This is a genomic window from Leucobacter allii (assembly GCF_022919155.1).
Taxonomy (GTDB): domain Bacteria; phylum Actinomycetota; class Actinomycetes; order Actinomycetales; family Microbacteriaceae; genus Leucobacter; species Leucobacter allii.
Genome location: NZ_CP095045.1, coordinates 382,159 through 403,845, shown reverse-complemented (window position 1 = coordinate 403,845; position 21,687 = coordinate 382,159). Strand labels below are relative to the sequence as shown.

General features: G+C 73.2%; 14 protein-coding genes. 5 read left to right on the top strand and 9 right to left on the bottom strand.

Annotated features, from left to right (window positions below; all coding sequences use genetic code 11):
- The first annotated feature begins 41 nt into the window (after positions 1 to 41).
- Positions 42 to 1,394, top strand: a complete 1,353-nt coding sequence (locus MUN78_RS01750) for an MFS transporter (protein WP_244728380.1) — start codon at positions 42 to 44, stop codon at positions 1,392 to 1,394.
- Between the two features lie 33 nt (positions 1,395 to 1,427).
- Here the strand turns inward: MUN78_RS01750 and MUN78_RS01745 are convergent, their stop codons facing one another.
- The 4 genes from MUN78_RS01745 to MUN78_RS01730 are packed head-to-tail and all read right to left on the bottom strand — an operon-like array spanning position 1,428 to position 5,416.
- Entirely contained in the window at positions 1,428 to 2,606 is a 1,179-nt protein-coding gene (locus MUN78_RS01745) for an ABC transporter ATP-binding protein (protein WP_244728378.1), read from the bottom strand.
- A 5-nt stretch (positions 2,607 to 2,611) separates the two neighbouring features.
- Positions 2,612 to 3,394 (bottom strand): ABC transporter permease, encoded by a 783-nt coding sequence (locus tag MUN78_RS01740; RefSeq protein ID WP_244692718.1) that lies wholly within the window; start codon positions 3,392 to 3,394, stop codon positions 2,612 to 2,614.
- A complete protein-coding gene (locus MUN78_RS01735) occupies positions 3,391 to 4,284 on the bottom strand; it encodes an ABC transporter permease (protein ID WP_244728376.1) in 894 nt (297 codons plus the stop codon). Before MUN78_RS01735 ends, MUN78_RS01740 begins: the two co-directional genes overlap by 4 nt.
- 4 nt (positions 4,285 to 4,288) lie before the next feature.
- The gene (locus MUN78_RS01730) at positions 4,289 to 5,416 is read right to left on the bottom strand and encodes an extracellular solute-binding protein (protein ID WP_244728375.1); all 1,128 of its coding nucleotides are present in this window, start codon (positions 5,414 to 5,416) and stop codon (positions 4,289 to 4,291) included.
- A gap of 191 nt (positions 5,417 to 5,607) precedes the next feature.
- Between MUN78_RS01730 and MUN78_RS01725 the strand changes: the two genes are divergently transcribed.
- The 4 genes from MUN78_RS01725 (at position 5,608) to MUN78_RS01710 (ending at position 11,755) form a co-directional block, all read left to right on the top strand.
- On the top strand, positions 5,608 to 6,948 hold the full coding sequence (locus MUN78_RS01725) for a flavin monoamine oxidase family protein (RefSeq protein ID WP_346730604.1): 1,341 nt from the start codon (positions 5,608 to 5,610) through the stop codon (positions 6,946 to 6,948).
- Positions 6,949 to 7,016: 68 nt separating this feature from the next.
- Positions 7,017 to 8,879, top strand: a complete 1,863-nt coding sequence (locus tag MUN78_RS01720; RefSeq protein WP_244728371.1) for a PucR family transcriptional regulator — start codon at positions 7,017 to 7,019, stop codon at positions 8,877 to 8,879.
- A 150-nt stretch (positions 8,880 to 9,029) separates the two neighbouring features.
- Complete coding sequence (locus MUN78_RS01715; protein WP_244728369.1) at positions 9,030 to 10,841, top strand: phospho-sugar mutase; 1,812 nt, start codon at positions 9,030 to 9,032, stop codon at positions 10,839 to 10,841.
- Positions 10,835 to 11,755, top strand: a complete 921-nt coding sequence (locus MUN78_RS01710) for an ADP-dependent NAD(P)H-hydrate dehydratase (protein WP_429952316.1) — start codon at positions 10,835 to 10,837, stop codon at positions 11,753 to 11,755. The genes MUN78_RS01715 and MUN78_RS01710 overlap by 7 nt, the downstream gene beginning before the upstream one ends.
- Positions 11,756 to 12,128: 373 nt before the next feature.
- On the opposite strand, the gene MUN78_RS01705 is transcribed toward MUN78_RS01710, so the two are convergent.
- From MUN78_RS01705 to MUN78_RS01685, 5 genes are all read right to left on the bottom strand, one after another.
- On the bottom strand, positions 12,129 to 13,490 hold the full coding sequence (locus MUN78_RS01705) for a thymidine phosphorylase (RefSeq protein ID WP_244728365.1): 1,362 nt from the start codon (positions 13,488 to 13,490) through the stop codon (positions 12,129 to 12,131).
- 79 nt (positions 13,491 to 13,569) lie between these two features.
- Entirely contained in the window at positions 13,570 to 17,994 is a 4,425-nt protein-coding gene (locus MUN78_RS01700; protein WP_244728363.1) for an SdrD B-like domain-containing protein, read from the bottom strand.
- A gap of 146 nt (positions 17,995 to 18,140) precedes the next feature.
- Positions 18,141 to 19,340, bottom strand: coding sequence for a Dyp-type peroxidase (locus tag MUN78_RS01695; protein WP_244728361.1), 1,200 nt, complete (start codon positions 19,338 to 19,340; stop codon positions 18,141 to 18,143).
- A complete protein-coding gene (locus MUN78_RS01690) occupies positions 19,330 to 20,196 on the bottom strand; it encodes a hypothetical protein (RefSeq protein ID WP_244728359.1) in 867 nt (288 codons plus the stop codon). Before MUN78_RS01690 ends, MUN78_RS01695 begins: the two co-directional genes overlap by 11 nt.
- Complete coding sequence (locus tag MUN78_RS01685; RefSeq protein ID WP_244728357.1) at positions 20,193 to 21,512, bottom strand: right-handed parallel beta-helix repeat-containing protein; 1,320 nt, start codon at positions 21,510 to 21,512, stop codon at positions 20,193 to 20,195. Before MUN78_RS01685 ends, MUN78_RS01690 begins: the two co-directional genes overlap by 4 nt.
- Positions 21,513 to 21,687: the final 175 nt, after the last annotated feature.

Here is a 21,687-nt window from a genome sequence, read left to right as displayed (position 1 = left end):
ACTTAGCTGCACGCGCCCCCCGCGATCCGAAAGCCCTCCCCGTGTCAGCCACCCCAGCAGCCCCGACGACCCAGCCGCGCAACTCGCCCGCTCGCGTGATCCTCGCGAGCCTCGTCGGCACCACCATCGAGTTCTACGACTTCTACGTCTACGCGACGGCCGCGGTCCTCGTCTTCCCGCATCTCTTCTTCCCGACCGGCAACGAGACGACCGCGCTCCTCGCGTCCTTCGCCACCTTCGGCGCCGCGATGCTCGCCCGCCCCGTCGGCGCGATCTTCTTCGGGCACCTCGGCGATCGGATGGGCCGCAAGGCCACGCTCGTCGCCTCGCTGCTGACCATGGGCGTCGCCACGTTCCTCATCGGCGTGCTCCCCACGCACGCCCAGGTGGGCGCCTGGGCCGCCGTGCTCCTGCTCGTCATGCGCCTCGCCCAGGGCTTCGCGCTCGGCGGCGAATGGTCGGGCGCCGCGCTCGTCGCCACCGAGAACGCCCCGGAGGACAAGCGCGCCTGGTACGGCACCTTCCCGCAGCTGGGCGCCCCCATCGGCTTCATCATCGCGAACATGCTGTTCTACGTCATCAACATCGCGCTCGCCGACCCCGCGACCCCCGGGCAGCCCTCCGCGGCCTTCCTCGAGTGGGGCTGGCGCATCCCGTTCCTGTTCTCCGCGGTCATGGTGATCGTCGGCCTCTGGGTGCGACTCAAGCTCGTCGAGTCGCAGGCGTTCGAGCGCGCGAAGCAGACGGGCGGGGTGACGCGCATGCCGCTCGCCGTGGCCTTCCGCTTCCATTGGAAGGGCCTCATCCTCGGCACCTTCGCGATGCTCGCGACGTACGTGCTCTTCTATCTGATGACCTCGTACACGCTCACCTACGGCACGCGGCCCACCGATGCCGAGGTGCCCGGCGCCGGCTACGCGTACAACTCCTTCATCCTCATGCTCGTCTTCGGGGTCGTCTTCTTCGGCATCTTCACCCTCGTCTCCGGCCCGCTCGCGGATCGCTTCGGACGCCGCAGGACGCTGCTCGTCGTGACCGCGGGCATCGCGCTCTTCGGCCTGCTGTTCGTGCCGATGCTCGGCGGCGGCAGCACCCCGATGGTGATGTTCTTCCTCGCGCTCGGCTTCACCCTCATGGGTCTCACCTTCGGCCCGATGGGCGCCTTCCTGCCGGAGATGTTCCCGACGAACGTGCGCTACACCGGTTCGGCGGTCGCCTACAACGTGTCGTCGATCCTCGGCGCCGCGCTCGCCCCCATCATCGCCGTCTGGCTGTGGGGGCTCGTGGACGGCAGCCCCCTGCTCGTGGGGCTCTACCTCACGGCGGCGGCGCTCGTCACCTTCGTCTCCCTGCTCCTCACGAAGGAGACGAAGGACGTCGACATCGAGGCCTGAGCCGTGCGGGGCGCCCGCGGCGCCCCGCACCGCTCACGTCGCGGATTCGCCCGCCTCGCCCGTGTTCACGAGGAGCACGCCCGCGGCGACCTCCCAGGTCATCGCGACCTCGTCGCCGAGGTTGTGGATGCGCGCCTCCTGACCGAGCCGCACCGCGCCCTCGGTGCCGTCGGGGAGCCGCACGGCGTAGCGCCGGGACGCGCCGAGATAGGTCACGTCGAGGATCGTGACCGGGATCGCGTTGCGCTCGGCCGTCGGCGCCGCACCGGCGGCTTCGAGGCGCAGGTTCTCCGGGCGGATGAGGATCGCGAGGTCGTCGTGCGGCAGCTGTCCGTCGGCGACGATCCGGTGCCCGGCGACGTCGACGGCCGTGCGCCGCTCCCCGTCCGGCGCGCCCCGCCCGAGGAGCACCGTCGATTCGCCCAGGAACCGGCCCACGAACAGGGTCTGCGGCGCCTCGTAGAGATCCTCCGCGGTCCCGACCTGCTCGATCCGGCCGTTGTTGAACACCGCGATCCGGTCCGACATCGACAGCGCCTCCTCCTGATCGTGGGTGACGTACACGAACGTCGACCCCACCTCCCGGTGGATGCGCTTGATCTCGGTCTGCAGCCACTCCCGCAGCTTCTTGTCGAGCGCGCCCAGCGGCTCATCCATCAGCAGCACCCTCGGCTCGTAGACGAGCGCCCGCGCCAGCGCGACGCGCTGCTGCTGGCCCCCCGAGAGCTCCGACGGATACCGATCCCCGTACTCCCCCATCCGCACCATGCCCAGCGCGTCCGCGACCATGCGCCGCTGCTCGTCCTTCGCGATCCTCCGCCGCTGCAAGGGGTACGCGATGTTCTCCGCGACGGTCTTGTGCGGGAACAGGGCGTAGTTCTGGAACACCATGCCGATCTCCCGCTTGTGCGGCGGAAGTTTGGCGACCGGCTTGCCGTAGATGCGCAGCTCCCCCTCGGACACCCCCGTGAAGCCCGCGATCATGTTCAGCGTCGTCGTCTTGCCCGATCCCGACGGCCCGAGGAAGGTCATGAACTCGCCCGGCTCGATCGTGAGATCCACCCGGTCGACCACGGCCTGATCCCCGTACCGCTTGGTCACCTGCTGCAGGCTGATCCCCGCCTCCCCGGCGCCGCCGGGCAGGGGGCCCGCGGGCGGCGCGCCGGGCGACGGCGCGCCGCCCGCGGGAACGGGGATGTCGTCATGAGTCATAGCGTTCACGCTACCGGTCGCTTTCTCTTGCGCGTGGCGAACTGGGCGATGAGCATCACGACCACCGAGGTGAGCATCGTGATCACCGCGACGGCCGCCACCGTCGGATCATTGGTCTGGGTGACGCTGTTGAAGATCTTCACGGGCAGCGTCTGCAGGGAGGGGGATTGGATGAACAGGGACAGCACGACCTCGTCGAACGACGTCACGAAGGCGAACAGGGCGCCCGCCGTCACCCCGGGGGCGATGAGCGGCAGCGTGATCGAGAAGAAGGTCCGCACCCGCCCGGCGCCGAGGCTCGCCGACGCCTGCTCGAGGCGCGGATCGAGGCCCTGCAGCGACGCCATGACGTTCGTGATCACGAGCGGCATCGACACGATCGTGTGCGCGAGCACGAAGCCGGGCAGCGTGCCCAGCAGATCCAGCCGCAGGAACAGCGAGTACAGTCCCACCGCGAGCACGATGCCCGGCACGATCAGCGGCAGCAGGAAGTACCCCTCCATGAGCCCCTTGCCCCGGAAGCGGAGCTTCGCGAGCCCGAGGGACGCGAGCACCCCCACCGTGGTCGCCACGAGCATCGTGAGCACCGCCACCTGCAGCGACGAGAACAGGGCGCGCAGCCACGACGCGTCCGTGAAGAAGTTCTCGTACCACTGCGTCGAGAACCCCTGCGGCGGGAAGTTGAACGACGGGGCCGAGTTGAACGACATCGGGACGATCACGAGCGTGGGCACGATCAGCCACACCACGATGAGCGCCGAGAACACTCCCAGCAGGCGCTTCGTCATCGCTCCACCCCCGGGAACAGGCTGCCCTGCTTGTTGACGCGCGACACGACCACGAGGATCAGGATCGTGCACAGCAGCAGGAACACGCCCAGCGCCGTGCCCTGCCCCCACATCAGGAACACGCTGATCTGCTGCTGGATCAGCGCCGAGATCATCGTCTCCTTCGAGGAGCCCAGGAGCGCCGGGATGATGTAGAACCCGAGCCCCAGGATGAACACCGTCACGCCTCCCGAGAAGATCCCCGGACGCGACAGCGGCAGGTACACCGTGAAGAACGCGGTCACCGGGTTCGCCCCGAGGTTCGACGCCGCGGGCAGCAGGCGCTTGTCGATCTTCGCCATCGACGAGTACAGCGGCAGCACCATGAACGGCAGCAGCACCTGGCTCATGCCGAGCGCGACCCCGAACGTCGTGCGGATCAGCGGGACCGGGCCGATCCCGAACCACGCCGCGAGCAGCCCGTTGATCGGACCCGTGTCCTGCAGCAGCACCATCCACGCGAGCGTGCGGACCAGGATCGAGGTCCACAGCGGCATCATGATGAACAGCTGCATCAGATTCCGGGTCCGGTCCGACACGATCGTCATGAGGTACGCGTACGGATAGGCGAGCAGCAGGCACACCGCGGTCACCGCGATCGCCGTGCCGAAGGTGCGCAGCACCACCGCGATGTTCGCCTCGGTCGACACGAGCCACGCGTAGTTCTGCAGTCCGGGCTGCGGGTCCGTGACCGAACGCACGAAGACGTCGATCAGCGGCGCCAGGAAGAAGAGCGACACCAGCACGAACGCCGGCACGAGCAGCAGCAGCGGACGCCAGTTCTCCGGCGCCCGCCTCCGCCGCCCGGCACCGGCGACCGCGATCGCCTCCGTGACGGATCCCTCGCTCACCGGATCAGCTCCCGGTCGCCCAGCCGGCCCAGGCCGCGGCGAGCGCATCGTAGTTCTCGACCCAGAAGTCGACGTTCGGGGAGATGCCGGTGTCCAGGTGCTCGGTCGTCATCCACTCCGTGAGCAGCTCGTCCATCTCCGGCTCGGCGTCGACGTTCACCCCGCCGTACGAGGTGAGCTCCGTCATCTTCGCCTGCTGCTCGGCGCCGAGGGAGTAGTTGACGGCCGCGAAGGCGGCCTGCTTGTCCTTCACGCCCTTCGGAATGCCGTTCGAGTCGACCATGATCATCCACTCGTCCCACATGGGTGCCACCGGCGCGCCCGCGGCCGCTGCGCCGTAGCCCCGCCCGGACCAGACGAGGCCCATGACGGCCTCGCCGGCCTCGAGCTGCTGCTGGGCCTGCGCGCCGGTCGTCCAGCCGATCACGTCGTCCCCGAGGCCGCGATACATGTCGAAGGCACCCTCGATGTCGTCCACCGAGAGCTCGGCGACGTCCTTGCCCTGAGCGGTCAGGGCGAACTCGACGGTCTGCGGGTCGACGTAGGTCGACTGGCTCACGGTCCGCTTGCCCGGGTACTTCTCGGTGTCGAAGAAGTCGGCGGCGCTCGTCGGCGGGTCGTCGCCGAAGGCGTCGGTGTTGTAGACCACGACGAGGCCGTAGAGGATCTGCGGCACCATGCACTTGTCGGTGATCGTCCCCTCGGGGATCTTCGAGGTGTCGATCTGGTCGTAGTCGTACTCCTCGTAGAGGGTGCCGCAGCCGCGCGCCGTGTCGAACTGGGTCGTGTTGACGATGTCCCAGCTCACGTTGCCCGCGTCGACCATCGCCTTGAGCTTGCCCGCATCGAACGCGTCCTGCGTGAAGGCGGCGCCGGAGGCCTCGGCGAACGGATCCCACAGCGCCTCGGTCTGCCCGTCCTGGAAGACGCCGCCGGAGCCGGCGAAGGTGAGGCTCGCGCCGGCGAGCGCGCCCTCCTCGATCTCGCCCGCGACGGGCGTACCGAGATCGCGTTCAGGCACGGGCTCCGCGTCGTCGCCGCCGCTGCACCCGACGAGCGCGAGCGCGAGCGCCGCGGTTCCGGCGAGGAGGCCGAGCCCCCGGCGCATCCTCGGATTCTTCAGAGTGGTCATCGTCATCCCTCACCTCGTCGTGATCGTGGAACCCGACGGTCGGCGAGCGCCGCGGCTCGCAGGAGCCGCCGGGTGCCCCGACGCTACCAACGCGGCCGCGGGCCGGCCCCCGGCCCGTTACCTCTTCGTTACCGCGGGAGCGCGAGATTCATAGCTTCGTACGGAGGCGTACCGCGCGGGCGTACGAAGATATGGTTTCGTCGGACGGATCGCGGCCGCCCGAGCGCCGCGGCCGCGGCGCTCCTACGATGGGACGGGTACGGCGCGCATCGCGGCGCGACCGGATCGCGAAGGAGCAGCGCATGGACATCGTCGTCATCGGGGCGGGGCTCGCCGGCCTCACCGCCGCCTGGGAACTGGAGAAGGCCGGGCATCGCTGCACCGTGCTCGAGGCGCGGGATCGCGTCGGCGGCCGCACCTGGTCCGAACGGCTCGGCAACGGCGAACTCACCGAGCGGGGCGGCGAGTACATCTTCCCGACGGAGTTCGCCATCCGCCGGCTCGCGGCCGAGCTGGAGGTGCCGATCATGTCGCACCACGTGCGCTACGGCCGCCGGACCGTCAATGGGCGGGTGATCTCCTTCGCGGAGCTCGCGGACACCACCGAGCGCGTGCGCGCCGCCCTCTCCCGCATGCTCGCCGACGGCGAGCGCGAGATCTCGCTCGAGCGCGCCTTCGCCGAGGCGCTCGGCGCGGACTACCGGCTCGATCCGGTCTACCGCCGCACGACCACCTCGGCCGCGGCCGACCCCGCGCTCGTCAGCGCCGAGGCGGTGCTGCTCCACGAGTCGGCGACCGCCGGCGGCTACGTCGAGGACGGCGGCCGTCTCGTCGGCGGCAACCAGTCGCTGTCCGTCGAGATCGCCCGCAGGCTCGGCGATCGCGTGCGGCTCGAGCACCCGATCACCGGGCTCGAGCAGTCGGCGCGCGGCGTGCAGGCGGTGCTCGCCGACGGGTCGCGCGTCGACGGCGATGCGGCGGTCCTCGCCGTGCCCCTCCCGATCCTGCGCGGCCTCGACCTCGGCTTCGCGCTCCCCGAGGCGCAGCAGCTGGCCCTCGATCACCGCTTCATGGGCGTCGCGGCGAAGCTCGGCGTGCCCCTCTCCCGCGTCGACGACGACATCGCGCTGCAGCACCCCGAGCACACCTGGTGGTCCTGGCGCTCGCTCTCCGTCGACGGCGAGCACCGCATCGACGCGCTCTCCTCCTTCGCCGGCGGTCCGTCCGCCCTCGACGCCCTCGGGGTGGCGGGCGGACCGGCGGGGTGGGTCGCGGAGCTGCGGCGGATGCGGCCGGAGCTCGAGATCGACGGCGACGTGCTGCTCACCACCTGGGCGGACGACCCCTGGGCCCGAGGCGCGTACACGGCGCCGGGCCTCGCCTGGACCGCGGCCGACGCGGGGGCCTTCGAGCGCAGCGCGGGCCGGGTCGCCATCGCCGGCGAGCACACGGGGCTCGCGCAATCGCTCTCCGGCGCGGTCGCCTCCGGCGTCCGGGCCGCGACCGCGCTGATCCGGGAGCTGCGCGGGTGAGCGTGGCGATCGACTCGCGCGCTCCCGCCGCCTCCCGCACCGATCCGCGGCGCCACTAGACGGTTCGCATGGCGTTCACCGTCAGGTCGCTGCTCGATTCCCCGGCCGTCCGCACCGACTCGTTGACGCCGGGGGTCGGGGAGTCGCGGCGCATCACCTGGGCCCACGTGTGCGAGCGACCGGAGCCGTGGCGCTGGCTCGGCCCCGGCGCGCTCGTGATGACCACGGGGATCGGCTTCCCGGAGGCGCCCGAGGCCCAGTGCGCCTACATCGCGGGGATGCAGCGCGCCGGGATCGCCGCGGTCGCGATCGACCCGGAGATGCTGGCGGCGCCGATCACCGAGCAGGCGCTCGCCTACGCCACGACGCTGGGGTTCCCCGTGCTCCGCACCGCGCACGAGGTCCCGTACGTGCTCCTCGCCATGACGGTGGCGGAGGCCGCGCAGGCCGAGCGCGAGCAGCGGGTGGCGCAGACGGAGCGGATGTACGCGGCGCTCGGCGAGCACGCCGTCGATGCACCGCTCGACGCGCTGCTCGACGCGCTCGGCGCCATCATCGGCGCGCGCCTCGCCGTGCGCGCGAGCGGCGGGGGCGGGCGTCCGGGACCGGTCCGGCGCACCGGGGACGCGTCGTTCGCGACGGTGCTGCACGCCCCGTCGAGCCCCGAGCTCCATGCCGACGGGGCGAACCGGCTGGACCCCGAACTGCTGCGGGAGGCCGCGGCGATCGTGGGCAACGCCCTCTCGACCCGGGCGGCCGCCAGACGCCGGGAATGGCTGCACGGCTCGCTGCTGCTCGCCGATCTCTGCGACGAGTCGCGGCAGGGCGCCCCGTCGACGCAGCTCATCGCCGCATTCGGGCTCGCGCCGCCGTTCATCCTCGCCGTCGGCCAGTCCGGCGACGTCCGCGCGGCGCTCGAGAGCGCGCACGCGGTCTTCGCGACCGCCGGCACGCCCGCGCTCGCGACCGTGCGGGAGGGTCAGGTCGTCCTCCTCGCCGAGTCCGGGGCGGTGGCGGACGCCCGTTTGGAGAGCGTCGCGGCAACCGTGGAACGCCTCGGGGCGAGCGCGCCGTTCACCGAGCTCGCGGCCGTGCCCGCGGCGTTCCGGCAGGCGCGCAGCGCGCTCATCAGGAACCATCAGCCCGGGCGGGTGCTGCGCTACGAGGAGCAGGCGACCGGCTCGCTCTTCCTCCCGAACGACGTCGAGCAGCTGCGCAGCATCGCCGGTCAGGTGCTCGGACCGCTGCAGACCTACGACGCCCAGCGGGGCACCGCGCTGACGCAGACGCTGCGGGTCTTCCTCGAGGAGAACCGGAGCTGGGTGCGGGCGGCGGAGCGGCTCTTCGTCCACCGCCAGACCCTCATCGCGCGCGTTTCGCGCATCGAGAAGATCATCGACCGCGACCTCTCCTCGATGGAGGACACCGCGGAGTGCTGGCTCGCCGTGCAGGCGGCGATCGGCTGCGGCGACCTCGCGCCGAGCGATACGGCGACGCGGGCGGACGAGGGGGCGGCGCGGATGGCCGGAGCGCCGACGGGCGGGCGGCGGGCGGGTGACCGAGACGCGCGGCGGGCGGGCGGCCCCTGCTGGCGGCGGGCGGGTGCCCCCGTCGCGCGGCGCGCCTCATCGCGCTGCAGCGGGCGGAGCGGGCGGAACAGCCGGCAAGCCGGGAACTCCGGCTATCGGGCGCAGCGGCAGCGGTTCTCGGCGGCGACGCCGGCGAGCGCCTCCTCGATGTGCTCGCCGCAGCCGGTCCACGTCGTCTTCTGGCAGGTGGAGCAGAGCACGGGTGCGCACATGGGAGGGCCTTTCGTCGGAACCGGGGCTGACGGGCGGAGGCGGGCGGCGCCCAGTCGCCGGCCTCCAGTCTACCGCGGGAGCGTTCACCGGTTCCTCGCGCAGTGCCCGATCGCTGCGCCCGTTCATTGAGCCCGTTCGCCGTGCCCCTTCGCAGGTCCCGTTCGTGGCGGCGCCCGTCGGGACCGATGCCGGGGCTCGAGGTGATAACTTGAAAACACTTCAGCAGAGCGCGGTCCCGGTGCCGGATCCGCGACGTTCCGGGGGAAGGGGCATCAGCTCATGGCAGCAGCCGAGGAGGGCGCGACGCGGATCGCCGAGGCCCGCGCGTGGGCGAAGCAGGATCCCGACCCCGAGACTCGCGGGGAGGTGCGCCGCCTCGTCGCCCTCGCCGAGGGCCCCGATCCCGCGGCGGCCGCGGCCGCGGCGGCCGAGCTGGAGGACGCCTTCGGGGGTCGCCTGACCTTCGGCACGGCGGGGTTGCGCGGCCGCCTCGGCGCGGGCCCGCGCCGCATGAACCGCGTCGTGGTCTCGCAGACGAGCGCCGGCTTCGCCGCGTTCCTCCTCGACCGTGCGCGGCGCGGCGCGTGCGACACGCCGCCGTCCGTGGTCGTCGGCTACGACGGGCGCGTCGGCTCCTCGGTCTTCGCCCGCGATGCGGCGGCGGTGATGACGGGCGCCGGCCTCCGCGTCTACCTGCTGCCCGAGCCGGGGCCCACGCCGCTCACGGCCTTCGCCGTGCGGCACCTGGGCGTCTCGGCCGGGGTCATGATCACCGCGAGCCACAACCCGCCCCAGGACAACGGCTACAAGGTGTACCTCGGCGACGCCGACGCCGGCTCGCAGATCGTCGCGCCGAGCGACCAGGAGATCGCCGCCGCGATCGAGGTCTTCGGCTCGACCCCCGTCGCGCTCATCCCGCGCTCCGTCGAGTACACGGAGCTCGGGCGCGGCGTCGCCGACGCCTACGTCGCCGAGACCGCGGCCGCGGTGCTCGCCGGGCTCCCGGCGGATTCCTCGGGCTCCGGCGTCGCCGCGGCGTCCGGGACCGAGCTGCGGATCGTGTACACGGCCATGCACGGCGTGGGCTCCGATCTCGCGCAGCGCGTCTTCGGGGCCGTCGGCCTGCCGCGCGTGACGGTGGTGCGGGAGCAGGATCGCCCTGACGGCGCCTTCCCGACCGTCTCCTTCCCGAACCCCGAGGAGCCCGGGGCGCTCGACCTCGCCGTCCGCACGGCCCGAGCGGCGGAGGCGGCCCTCGTCGTCGCGCACGATCCCGACGCCGATCGCCTGGCCATCGCGCTCCCCCACTCCGAGGACCCCGCGGGCTACCGGCGCCTCACCGGCAACGAACTCGGGCTGCTGCTCGGCTGGCGGGCCGCGGAGCGGGAGGTGCGGCGGGCCGCGCTCGCCGGCCGCTCGCCGCGCGGCGCCCTCGCGTGCACGATCGTCTCCTCCCCCGCTCTCGGCGCGGTGGCTCGCGAGTACGGGCTCGACTACGCCGAGACCTTCTCCGGCTTCAAGTGGGTCTCCCGCGTCCCCGAGCTCGTCTTCGGCTTCGAGGAGGCGCTCGGCTATCTCACGCACCCGGAGATCGTGCGCGACAAGGACGGCATCTCCGCGAGCGCCGACGCCATCGCCATGGTCCGCGAGCTCGCGGCGGAGGGGCGCACCGTGTGGGATCGGCTCGACGAGGCGAGCGAGCGCTTCGGCCATTTCGCGAGCGGGCAGGTCACGCTCCGCCTGGAGTCGCAGGCCGCGGCGGCGGCGCTCAGCGCGGCCGCCAGGCGCACCCCGCCCCGCGCCTTCGGCGAGACGGCCGTCGCACGCGCGCAGGATCTCTCGGTGGCGGGCATCGAGACCGCCGGCATCGCGTCCACGGCCGACGTGCTGCGGTACGACCTCGCGGACGGCTCGCGCGTCATGATCCGGCCGAGCGGCACGGAGCCGAAGCTCAAGGTGTATCTCGACACCTTCAGCGACGTCGGCACGGCCGCCGATCGCCGCGCCGCCGCCGAAACGGCCCTCGCGTCCCTCGAAGCGGCGGTCGCCGACTACCTCGACGGGCTCCGGACGGAGCAGTCGGGATCGTGAACGCCCCCGCCTGGACCAGGGAACGCGCGGCCGAGCTGCTGCGCTCCCCCGGCCCGGGCGACGACAAGTACCGCCGGGGCGTCGTGGGGCTCCGCACGGGTTCCGCGCGCTACCCCGGGGCCGCGGTGCTCGGGGTCGAGGCCGCCTGGCGGGCGGGGAGCGGCATGGTCCGCTACGTCCCGGGATCGGAGTCCCCTGGCGCCCGCTCGGCGGTCCCCGGTCTCGCGGCGCCCGCGGCGGCGGTGCTCGCCGCACGTCCCGAGACCGTGTTCGGCACGGGCCGCTGCGATGCCTGGGTCATCGGTTCCGGCACCGATCCCGCGCTGCGCACGGCGGCGGAAGCCGCGGCCCTGCGCGCACTCCTGCGCGGCACCGCGCCCGTGGTCGTCGACGCGGGCGCGCTCGATCTCGTCCGAGGCATCGGATCGGAGCACGCGCCGCTCGTCCTCACCCCGCACGCCGGCGAGTTCGCCCGCCTCGCCGAGCGCGGCGCGGCGGAGTCGGGCCGCGACTCCGCCGCTGACGGCGCCGCCCGGGATGCCGCGGTCGCGGAGCTCGCCGCCGAGCTCGGCGCCACCGTCCTGCTCAAGGGATCCGTGACCCGCTGCGCGTCGCCGAACGGCGAGGTGCTGCACGCTGGGCCGGCGACGCCGTGGCTCGCGAGCGCCGGCACCGGCGACGTGCTGGCCGGCGCCCTCGGCGCGCTCCTCGCGCAGCACGCCGAGGCCGTGCGGGCCGACGCCGCGCTGCCGGTCCGACTCGCCGCGACCGCGGCCGTGCTGCACGACGCCGCGGCTCGCATCGCCGCAGGCGACCCCGAGGGCCGCGGGGCCGGGCGGCCGATCACCGCCCGCGACGTCGCGGACGCCCTGCCCGCCGCCTGGGCGGAGCTCGTCGGACGCGTCGAACGCTGACGCGGCGCGCTCCGCCGCACGGCGACGCTCCGCTCCCGCTCCGTTCCCCCTCCCCGTGCCGCTCCCGGTGCCGCTTCCGGTTCCGCTCCCGCTCCCGGTGCCGTTCCCGGTCCGCCGTCCGCTTCCCGGTCCGCTTCGGTGAGCGATGCGGCTTCCGTGAGCCCGAAACGCCGATTCCCGACTCACCGACGCCGCATCCACAACCGACGGAACACGCACCGGACGCCGAATCCCGCGTCGCCGACCCCGCGCCCCGAACCGGACACCCGCGCCCGCCCGCACCCGCGCCCGTGCCTGTCTGCACCCGTGCCCGTACCCGCCCGTGCCTGCTCGCACCCGCGGCACCGCGGGTGCGGGCACACGGAGCGCCCCGCTATCCGGCGGCGATCCGCCCCGCGACGAGGGGGCGCGGTTCCGGGGGCTCCGCGCCGAGCTCGACCGCGTTCTCGAGCGCCGCGAGCCCGCGCGCCATGCGTCCCGCGGAATCGCAGCGCACCTCGAAGAGGGGATCCCCCGCGCGCACCCGATCACCCGGCCGCACGAGCACCTCGACGCCCGCCGCGTGGTCGACGGGATCACCCGGCCCGGCCCTGCCGGCGCCGAGCCGCCAGGCCCCGACGCCGACCGCCCGGGCGTCGACGCGCCGCACGATGCCCGCGGCGCCGGCACGCACGATCTCGGCGTCCCGGGCGACCGGCAGCGATGCGTCCGGATCCCCGCCCTGCGCCGCGATGAGCCGGCGCCAGGCGTCCATCGCGCGCCCGTCGGCGAGGGCGGGCGCCGGGTCGACGTCCGATCGCCCCGCGAGCGCGAGCATCTCGCGGGCGAGCGCCAGGGTGAGTTCGACGACGTCCGCCGGGCCGCCGCCCGCGAGCACCTCGACGGCCTCGCGGACCTCGTTCGCATTGCCGACCGCGCGTCCGAGCGGGGCGTCCATGTCGGAGAGGAGCGCCACGGTGCGCAGGCCGGAGTCCTCGCCGAGGCGGACCATGGTCTCGGCGAGCTCGCGGGCATCGGCGACTTCCGGGAGGAACGCCCCGGAGCCGAACTTCACGTCGAGCACGAGGCCGCCGGCGCCCTCCGCGATCTTCTTGCTCATGATCGAGGAGGCGATCAGCGGTACGGAGGCGACGGTCCCGGTCACGTCGCGCAGTGCGTACATCGCTCGATCCGCGGGCGCGAGCCCCGCCCCCGCGGCGCAGATGACGCCGCCGGCATCCCGCAGGATCCGCTCCATCTCGTCGGCGCCGAGCGATGCGCGCCACCCGGGGATGGACTCGAGCTTGTCGAGCGTCCCGCCCGTGTGGCCGAGCCCGCGGCCCGAGAGCTGCGGCACCGCCACCCCGAGTGCGGCGAGCAGCGGCACGAGCGGGAGCGTGATCTTGTCGCCGACGCCGCCGGTCGAGTGCTTGTCGATCGCGGGCCGCCCGAGCCCCGTGAAGTCGAGCCGCTCGCCGCTCGCGATCATCGCCGCGGTGAGGTCGCGGATCTCCTCGCGTCCCATGCCCTGGATGACGACCGCCATGAGCAGCGCGCTCATCTGCTCGGGCGCCACCGCCCCGCGGGTGAACGCCTCGACGAGCCAGGAGATCTCCGAGCCGTCGAGAGCCTCCCCGAAGCGCTTCCGCGTGATCAGTTCGACCGCGTCGTAGGGCTCGACCTCCGCGGTGCGGGCGCCCGCTTCACCGGGCGTCGGCTGTCCGATGGGCTCCTGCGATCCGCCGTGCGCGCTCATGGGATCACTCTACGCCCGCGCGCACGCCGATCGCCGGAGCGGGCGAACCCGTTCCGGCGATCGGCGCAGCGGGCCGCTCCTACGACTCGGTGTCGCTCGCGCGGTGGCTCCGACGGCGGATGAGGATGAGCACGATGCCGAGCGCGACGAGCGCGACCGCGAAGGCGATGAGCACGACGCTGATCGTGCCGCCGGTCACGGACAGTCCGGGCGCGTCCGGCGTACGGACGTGGAACGGGTTGTCATCCGTGAGCTTCGTGCCGTCCGGGGCGACCGCGTGCACGGTCACCGTGTCGGCGTGCGCCTGACCCGCCGCGAGCGTGACGACGCCCGTGCAGATGAAGGTGACGCCGGGCTCCCACTGCGCGGTGGCCGGATCGGCGAAGGTGGCCGCCCAGCGGACCTCGCCATCGACCGCGTCGACCTTCGTCCCGTCGGGGAAGGTGCAGCGGAACTCCGCCATCGCGGGGCCGTCATCGGTGCGGTCGGTGACCGCGACCCGGGTCAGGGGCACATCGCCGGAGTTCTTGACCGGCATCTCGACGATGACACGCTCACCGGCCTTCGCCGTGATCGCCGTCTGCGTCGTGTCGGCCTCGTCACCGGTCTTCGCCTGGCGCTTCGTGATGTCGACGCCCGGCTTCTCCGTGCCCGGGGTGACCGGCTTCTCGGGGGTCAGCGCCCAGTACGGGTCCTCATCGCCGATGCGCTCCCCGACGGGCTCGCCGGTCTCGTCGACGGGCTGGCCCGTGACCGAGGCGATGTCGTGGTGCAGTTCGGCGGCGCCCATGGTGAGGGTGCCCGTGCAGGTGAAGGAATCGCCCGGTTGGAACGGCCCGGCCCAGCTCGTCCCTGTCGCGGGGCCGCCGAGGGGCGAGAAGTCGCACGTCACGTCCGCGAGCGCCGAGCCCTGCACGGTGAGATCGGACACCGTCACGTCCGCGAGCGCGAGCTCGCCCGTGTTCGTGATGATCATGTCCACCGGCTGCGGGCCCGTCGAATCCCCGCTGAGGGGGTACTCGACCGCCTGGTCCTCGGTGTCGGCGTCGATCTCCGGAGCCCAGTCGCCCGGGGTCGGGCCGCCGTACTCGCCGTCGACCGCGTCGGGGCCGTCCACCGGGTTCTCCGGGGCGCTCGTGCGGCCGTCGAACTTCACGATGTCGATGCCGGGCACCGGCGGCAGGGCCGGGGTCACGGCCCAGTACGGATCCTCGTCGCCGATCTCCTCGCCGAAGGGCTCGCCCTCCTCGTCGACCGGCTGGCCGGTGACCGAGGCGATGTCGTGGTGCAGTTCCTCGGGTCCCATGGTGAGCGTGCCGGAGCAGCGGAAGGACGCGCCCGGCTCGAACGGCCCGTCCCAGGTGACGCCGGTCGCCGGACCCCCGAGCGGGGAGAAGTCGCAGCTGAGATCCGCGATCTCCGCGCCCTCCACCGTGAGGTCGGCCACCGTGACATCCGTCAGCGCGAGCTCGCCCGTGTTCGTGATGATCATGTCCACCGGCTGCGGCCCCGTCGAATCCCCGTCCAGCGGGTACTCGACCGCGTCGTCCTCGGTGTCCGCGTCGACCGAGGGATCCCAGTCGCCCGGCGTCGGGTCGCCGTACTCGCCGTCGACCGCGTCGGGGCCGTCCACCGGGTTCTCCGGGGTCTCGGCGCGACCGTCGAACTTCACGATGTCGATACCGGGCACCGGGGCCACGGGGGTCGTCGCCCAGTACGGGTCCTCGTCGCCGATCTCCTCGCCGACGGGCTCTCCCTCTTCGTCGACCGGCTGGCCGGTGACCGAGGCGATGTCGTGGTGCAGCTCGTCGTACCCCATCGTCAGGGTCCCCGAGCAGCGGAAGGAGTCGCCCGGGGCGAACGGACCGTCCCAGCTCGTCCCCGTGGCCGGGCCCCCGAGCGGCGAGAAGTCGCAGCTGAGGTCGGCGATCTCCGCGCCCTCGACCGTGAGGTCGGCGACCGACACGTCCGTCAGCGCGAGGTTCCCGGTGTTCGTGATGATCATGTCCACCGGTTGCGGGCCCGTCGAGCCGCCGGACACCGGGTACTCGACCGCCGTGTCCTCCGTGTCGGCGTCGACTGCGGGATCCCAGGCGCCCGGCGTCGGGTCGCCGTACTCGCCGTCGACCGCGTCGGGACCGTCCACCGGATTCTCCGGAGCCTCGGCGCGACCGTCGAACTTCACGATGTCGATGCCGGGCCGGCCGAAGAAGATCCCCGCGTCGATCGTGTGGTCGACTCCGCCCGGATGATCCGGCGCCGTGACCGGCGCGCGCCCGATGAGCGGGTTGTCGGTCGGGGTCGGGTTCGAGTCGTGGATCTCGCCGGCGTCCGGATCCTGGGTCACGGTGAAGGAGAGCTCGTCGAGGCTCGGCGAGCCGGGCAGCTGCGTCGGGTCGACCGTGGTCAGATCGAACTCGACGATGTACTCGGCGCCCGGGACGAGCGCGTAGCCGCCCTCGCCGCCGAAGTAGTACTCCCCGTTCTCATCGGTCGTGGTCTCGGCGAGCACGTTGCCGTCCGCATCCAGCAGGCGCACGGTGGCACCGGGGACGGCGATCTCGTCGGCTCCCTGCTCGCCGTCGCGATCCTGGTCGAACCAGACGTAGTTGCCGATCTGGATGGGCGCGGGGGCGGCGAGCAGGCTGACACCGCCGAGCCCGCTGCCCTTGGCGAAGTTGCCGGCAGAGGCGTTGCCCGCGATCAGGAGCGCGCGGTTCTCCCAGTCGTTGCCCGGGCCGCTGCCGTCCTGCCGATCGTAGAATCCGAAGCCGCTCGAGTTGTAGAGCTGAGTCGGGTTCATGGTCGTGGCGAGCACATCGGGCTCACGCGGGCTGAGCAGCACCGCGCCGAGCGAGTTCTCGGTGTGCGTCACGTTCGCGCCGTACCGGGGTTCACCGGTCATGAACTCCCCGGGGAAGAACTCCACGCGGTCGAACGGCGACTGCGCCGAATTCTCCTGCGTCGCGTTGTTCGGGCAGGCGCCCTCGCCCTCCCACTCGTAGACTCCTCCGGTCAGGCAGACCTTGTTGAGGTCGCCGCCCGCGACGTGCCCGGCGGTCGGGGTCACGCCGTCGGGACCTGTCCCGTTCGACGGGTAGCTGTCCGTCTTCCGGTCGCGGAAGTCGAGCACGAGCGAACCGTCGTTCTCGAAGGCGAAGCTCGTGAGCAGCGGCATCGGGTAGATCGGCACTCGCGAGTTCCCGGTGTTCGTGAACGCCAGCGCGATGTCGGCGTCCCAGGTATCCCGCCACGGGTTCCAGTGCGTCGAGACCTCGGGGTCGGTGAGATTTCCCGGCGGATCCGCGTAGGCCTGGCTGCCCCGGCCGAAGTCGAGAGCGTGCGAGTAGACCGGGGCGAAGGCACCGCCGTCGAGCCGCAGGATGTGCACCGCGAGGTCGGCGCGCGCGAGGCTCACCGAGGCGTCGCAGATCCCACCGACGTAGACCTCGCCGTCGCGCACGGTCACGGCGAACGGCCGCCAGTCACCGCCGACGCAACCGGGGTCGGCGATGGCCGTGGAGCCGGTCGGAGCGGCGGGCGCCGCTGCCGCGGCGTCGAAGGTGTAAAGCGACTTCTCGGCGAGGTTCACCGCGTAGAGCGTCGCGCCGTCCTCGGACATGGCGAGGCCGCCGAGGCCCTCGCTGCCTGCGGCGAGGAAGAAGGCGTCGTCGCGGCCAGCGATGGTCTGGTGGACCGAGGTCCCCGCGTTCGGCACGGTGGCCCAGAGCACGGTATTGCCCGAGGTGCCCCCCGCCGCGGTATCGGTGCGGTAGATGCCGCCCGGACCGCCGGGGCCGTAGACCGTGTACGACTTCGCGTAGGCCGCACTGAAGAGGCCGTTGCGCCGGTAGTCCCACGCCGTACCGAAGACCGTGCCGGTCTCGGCCTGGCTCGCCACCTGCGCGATGCCGGCCGCGTTGTCGGCATTGGTCATGTCGAAGGGGCCGCGGTTGTCCCAGTCGGTGATCATGAGCGAGCGGCGAGTATCCGCGGTGCCCCGCGAGACCTGCTGCGCGACGGCGACCTTCGGGTTGCGAGTCACGTAGGTGCTCGGGTTCCAGACACCGACGTGGACGGTCTGGGTCGCGCCGTCGACGAAGCTCGTCGCGCTGCGGAAGGCGTCGGCCGTCGCGGTCGTCGCGGCGGGGGCGAACTCCAGGTAATCGGGCGCCGTGTCGGGGATGGTGACGTCGACGCGGAAGCGGGACCCCGCGAGCGTGCCGAGGTCGAAGTCGGCGTGGCCGTTCGCATCGGTGGCGAGCGGGCCGAGGGTGGTGGTGCCGTCGGTGACGGTGACCTCGATCCCGGACTGCCCCGGGTCGAGGGCCGCCTCGTAGACGCCGTCGCCCGAGAAGTCGCGGTTCACCTCGACGGTGAGCACGCCGTCGCCCGGCGCGGCGAGCGCCGGGGTCACCACCCCGGCCGTGAGCGTCAGTGCGGCGAGGCCCGACGCGATCGCCGTGAACCGCCTCCGAGCGCGCCTGCGCTGTGTTCGATGCATCCCTGACTCCTCCGTTGAGCTTGCGCTGATCGCCCCCCACCCCGAGCGCACCGCGGGCACGGCTCGAGACACCACGCCTCTTATCTTGGAAGATGCGGCCCGCATGCGCAATAGCCGAGTTCGCCAGGAGCCGGCTGTGAGAGACCCTAGGATCGCGTGTAGGCGGCGCCGAGGGGGCGCCCCGCGTCGAAGCCGGGGAGGGCGAGGAAGACGAAGGACGCGCGCGGCGTCGCGAACGCGAGCATCGCGTCGGCCTCGTCGAGTCGGCGCTGCGTGGCGACGAAGGTGCGCAGTTCGTTCTGGAAGGAGACGAAGACGAGCCCGCGGTCGTCGGCGCCGTTGTCGTAGCTGTAGCTGCGACGGAGCATGAGCCCGCTGCCCGTGAACGAGGGATGCGCGCGACGCGCGTGCGCCTCCGCGGGCACGAGATACTCGCCATCCTCGCGTTTCTCGCCGAGGGCGACGTCGTCCGTCCGGGTACCACCGCTGAGCGGCGCGCCGTCCGACTCCCGACGGCCGACCGCGGCTTCTCGGGCGCCGAGCGGGAGCCCGCGGAACCCGGCGATGTCGAGCGCGAACTGCCGGATCACCCAGACGGACCCGCCCGCGGAGGGGCCGTCTCCGATGAAGACGCTCTCCGCGAGCTCGGCCTCGCCGCGCGGGATCGCGATGCCGTCGTGGAAGCCGAGCGGCGAGCGGACGATCGTTCCCTCGCCCGGGGGCCGGAACGCGCGCTGCCGAAATGACCCCCTTCCGGGGGTCACGGCACTCAGGCGCTCCGCCGCGAGCTCGATGGCGACGGGGTCGCTGCCGCAGATCTGCAGGCAGACATCGCCCCGCCGGCGATCGGCGGCGAGGGCGTCGTCGCCGGCGAACGCGGGCAGCGTCTCGGCGCCCGCGGCAGCGGGATCGAACGCGGCGATGAGCGCCGGGCCGACGCCGACCGTCACGCTGAGATCGCCGGGCCCGTCGAGCAGGCCGTCCCCCTCGGCGCAGAGCGCCGTGATGGCCTCGCCGAGCTCTCCGAGCCAGGGCCCGAGCCCGGGCACGTCGCTGAAGACGAGGAACAGGGCCTGCGGCTGCGGAGCCGCCGGACGCGCGATGCCCGCCTGCCGGGCCCCGTGCGGATCGACCGGCTCCGGGCCCGCCGGCACGGACCCGGGAGCCTCCTGATCCTCTCGAGCCGCCGGACCCGCGCCGTCGGCCTCGCGGACGACGCCCGCGACGGCCAGCCCGGTCCCCGCGGCCCCCGCCACGAGCCCGCCGAGCCCCGCGAGCAGCACGCCGCGCCGCGACGTGCCGCGCGCCGGCGCGGGCTCGGGCGCGGCCGCGTCCTCAGCCGGCATCGGGCGCCCCGACCGTTTCGACGCCGGGGAGCTCGTCCGGCGCGCCGGCCTCCCGCAGCAGATCCACCGTGCTGAGCTCGTCGCCCGCGACGCGGAGCCCGAAGCGGACGAGGCGGCCGTCGGCGTCGAGCCAGTACTGCGAGGCGAGGTCGGCCTCCGCGGCCGCGGTCTCCTCGGCCGCAGCACCCTCCGCGGCGCCCTCCGCCGACAGACCCTGCGCGGACACGCCGGAGAAGCGATCCGCCGGAACGCCCGCGACGTCCTCTCGCCCGAGATACCGGGCGCCGTTCTGCCGGAGGAGCAGCGGGTTCTCGGGTCGGTCGGCCGAGAGCAGCAGCAGCGCCGCGAGCATCCGGGTCAGCTCGCTCGTCTCCGCGACGAGCGCGTCGCGCTGCCAGGCGCCGGTCGGCGGCGTCTCCGGCGGAGGAGCGAGGGCTCCCGGGGAGGCGGCCTCCGCGGGGTGCTCATCGAGGTAGGCGAGCTCGTGCTCGTCCCACACCACGAGGATCGGCGCGGCCCCGTTCGACACCACGCGCGCGTATCCCGTTCGCTGCGCGAAATCCAGCCAGCCAGCGAGCGCGAGGTCGCCGTTCCCGCCGCCGAGCACCTGACCCTCGACGGCGACGACGCCGTCGGCGAAGTTCTTGAATCGCATGGCCGCGAGCTCCTCGGCCTGCGCGTCGCTGAGCACCTGCGGCTGCTCGGGACCCGCCGTCGCACCGGGAGCCGACCCCGAGTCCCCCGCCGGGGCCGAGGCGCAGCCGGGGGACGCGAGGAGCGCCGCCGCGAGCACGAGCGCGACGGCGCCCGGCCGGGAGCGGACGCGGGAGCGGACGCGCGGCCCGGGGCGGCTCACGGGCGGATCCGATCCTGCAGCAGCGTCGCCTCGGGCACCCGGGCCGTCGCCGGGTCGGGGTGCTGCTGGACGTCGGGCAGCGGATCCGGGATCTCCGCGATGCCGTCGAGCTGCGGTTGCGCCGGCGGCGCGGGGAGATCGAGGAAGGATCGGCCCGCGGGGGCCTCGGGCGAGTGCGGCGCCACCGCCGTGCTCGCCGCCGTCGCGCAGTCGGCCGCCCCGAGCGCCGCGGGTGCGAGGATCACTCCCTCCGCCGGCGAGACGCAGTTCCCGGTGGCCGCGGCGTACGCGGCGGAGACGTCGCCGACGTCGACCGCGTTCCCCGCGAAGACACTGTCCTCCACGCGGGTGTCCGATGCGGCGAAGTCCTCCCCGTTGCGCAGCAGCACGCCGGCGTCGGGGTGCCCCGTGATCCGGTTCGCGCGCAGCAGATTGGCCTGACCGCCGGCGATGCCGATCCCGATGCCGAAGGCGCCGTCGGCCTGCGCCGGCGTCTCGGGGTTCGCGTTGTCCGCCACGAGATTGCCCGCGACCTCGTTGCCCCGCTGCGGCGCGTAGGCCTCCTGGTAGTTCGAGATCAGCGTCATGCCGACCCGGTTGCCCGAGAAGCGGTTGCCCGAGATCGTCACCGGGGCCGAGGCGTTCGCGTTCTCGAAGCCGATCGCGTTGCCCTCCGCGACGTTGCCGGAGACGACGACGTCGCACGCCTCGCACTGCCCGACGTAGATGCCGGAATCCGCGGAGCCGGAGGCGTAGGAGTCGGCGATCCGGCCGTGCTGGGCGTTGAAGGCGTAGAGGCCGTAGAGACCGTTGTTGTACGCCGTGACGTGCTCGATGGCGTAGCGCTGCAGCGGCGGATACTCCTCGGGATCGAGGCGATCGTAGCCGCTCACGCCGTGCGCGGACGCCTCCGCGCCGTCGTGCATGCCCGTGACGAGCACGCCGTTGTAGAGGTACGAGTGCACCGTGAGATTCTGCACCCGCACGCCGTCGGCGATGACGAGGACGCCCTGCGAGCGGCTGCCCTCGCCGTCGAAGACCACCGCATTGCGATCGGCGCCGCGGATCGTGACGTCCGGGGTGGCGACCACGAGCTCCTCGCGGTAGGTGCCGGGCCCGAGCAGGAGCATGTCGCCCGGCCGCAGCAGATCGGCTCCCGCCTGCGCGGTGTCGGCGTCGCCGGGTACCTCGACGACGCGGGGCGCGGCGCCGCCCGCCGCGTCAGCATCCCTCGATCCGGGCGATGTCGAGCACGCCCCGAGGAGCAGCGCGCAGGCGACCGCGATCGCGGCGAGGGGCAGGCGCAGCGTCCGCACGGGAGACCTCCGTCTGTCGCGGCGGTCGACCCCGCTCGGCCTTCGAGCGCGCGCCGCCGACGCGATGATTCTACCGAGCGGTGTCCGCAACTCCGAGCGGCGGCTGCGGCGTTCGCGTCGTCCCCGGCCTGTGCCCGGGGACGACGCGGAAGACGAGGTCGTGCCCGGCCTCCAC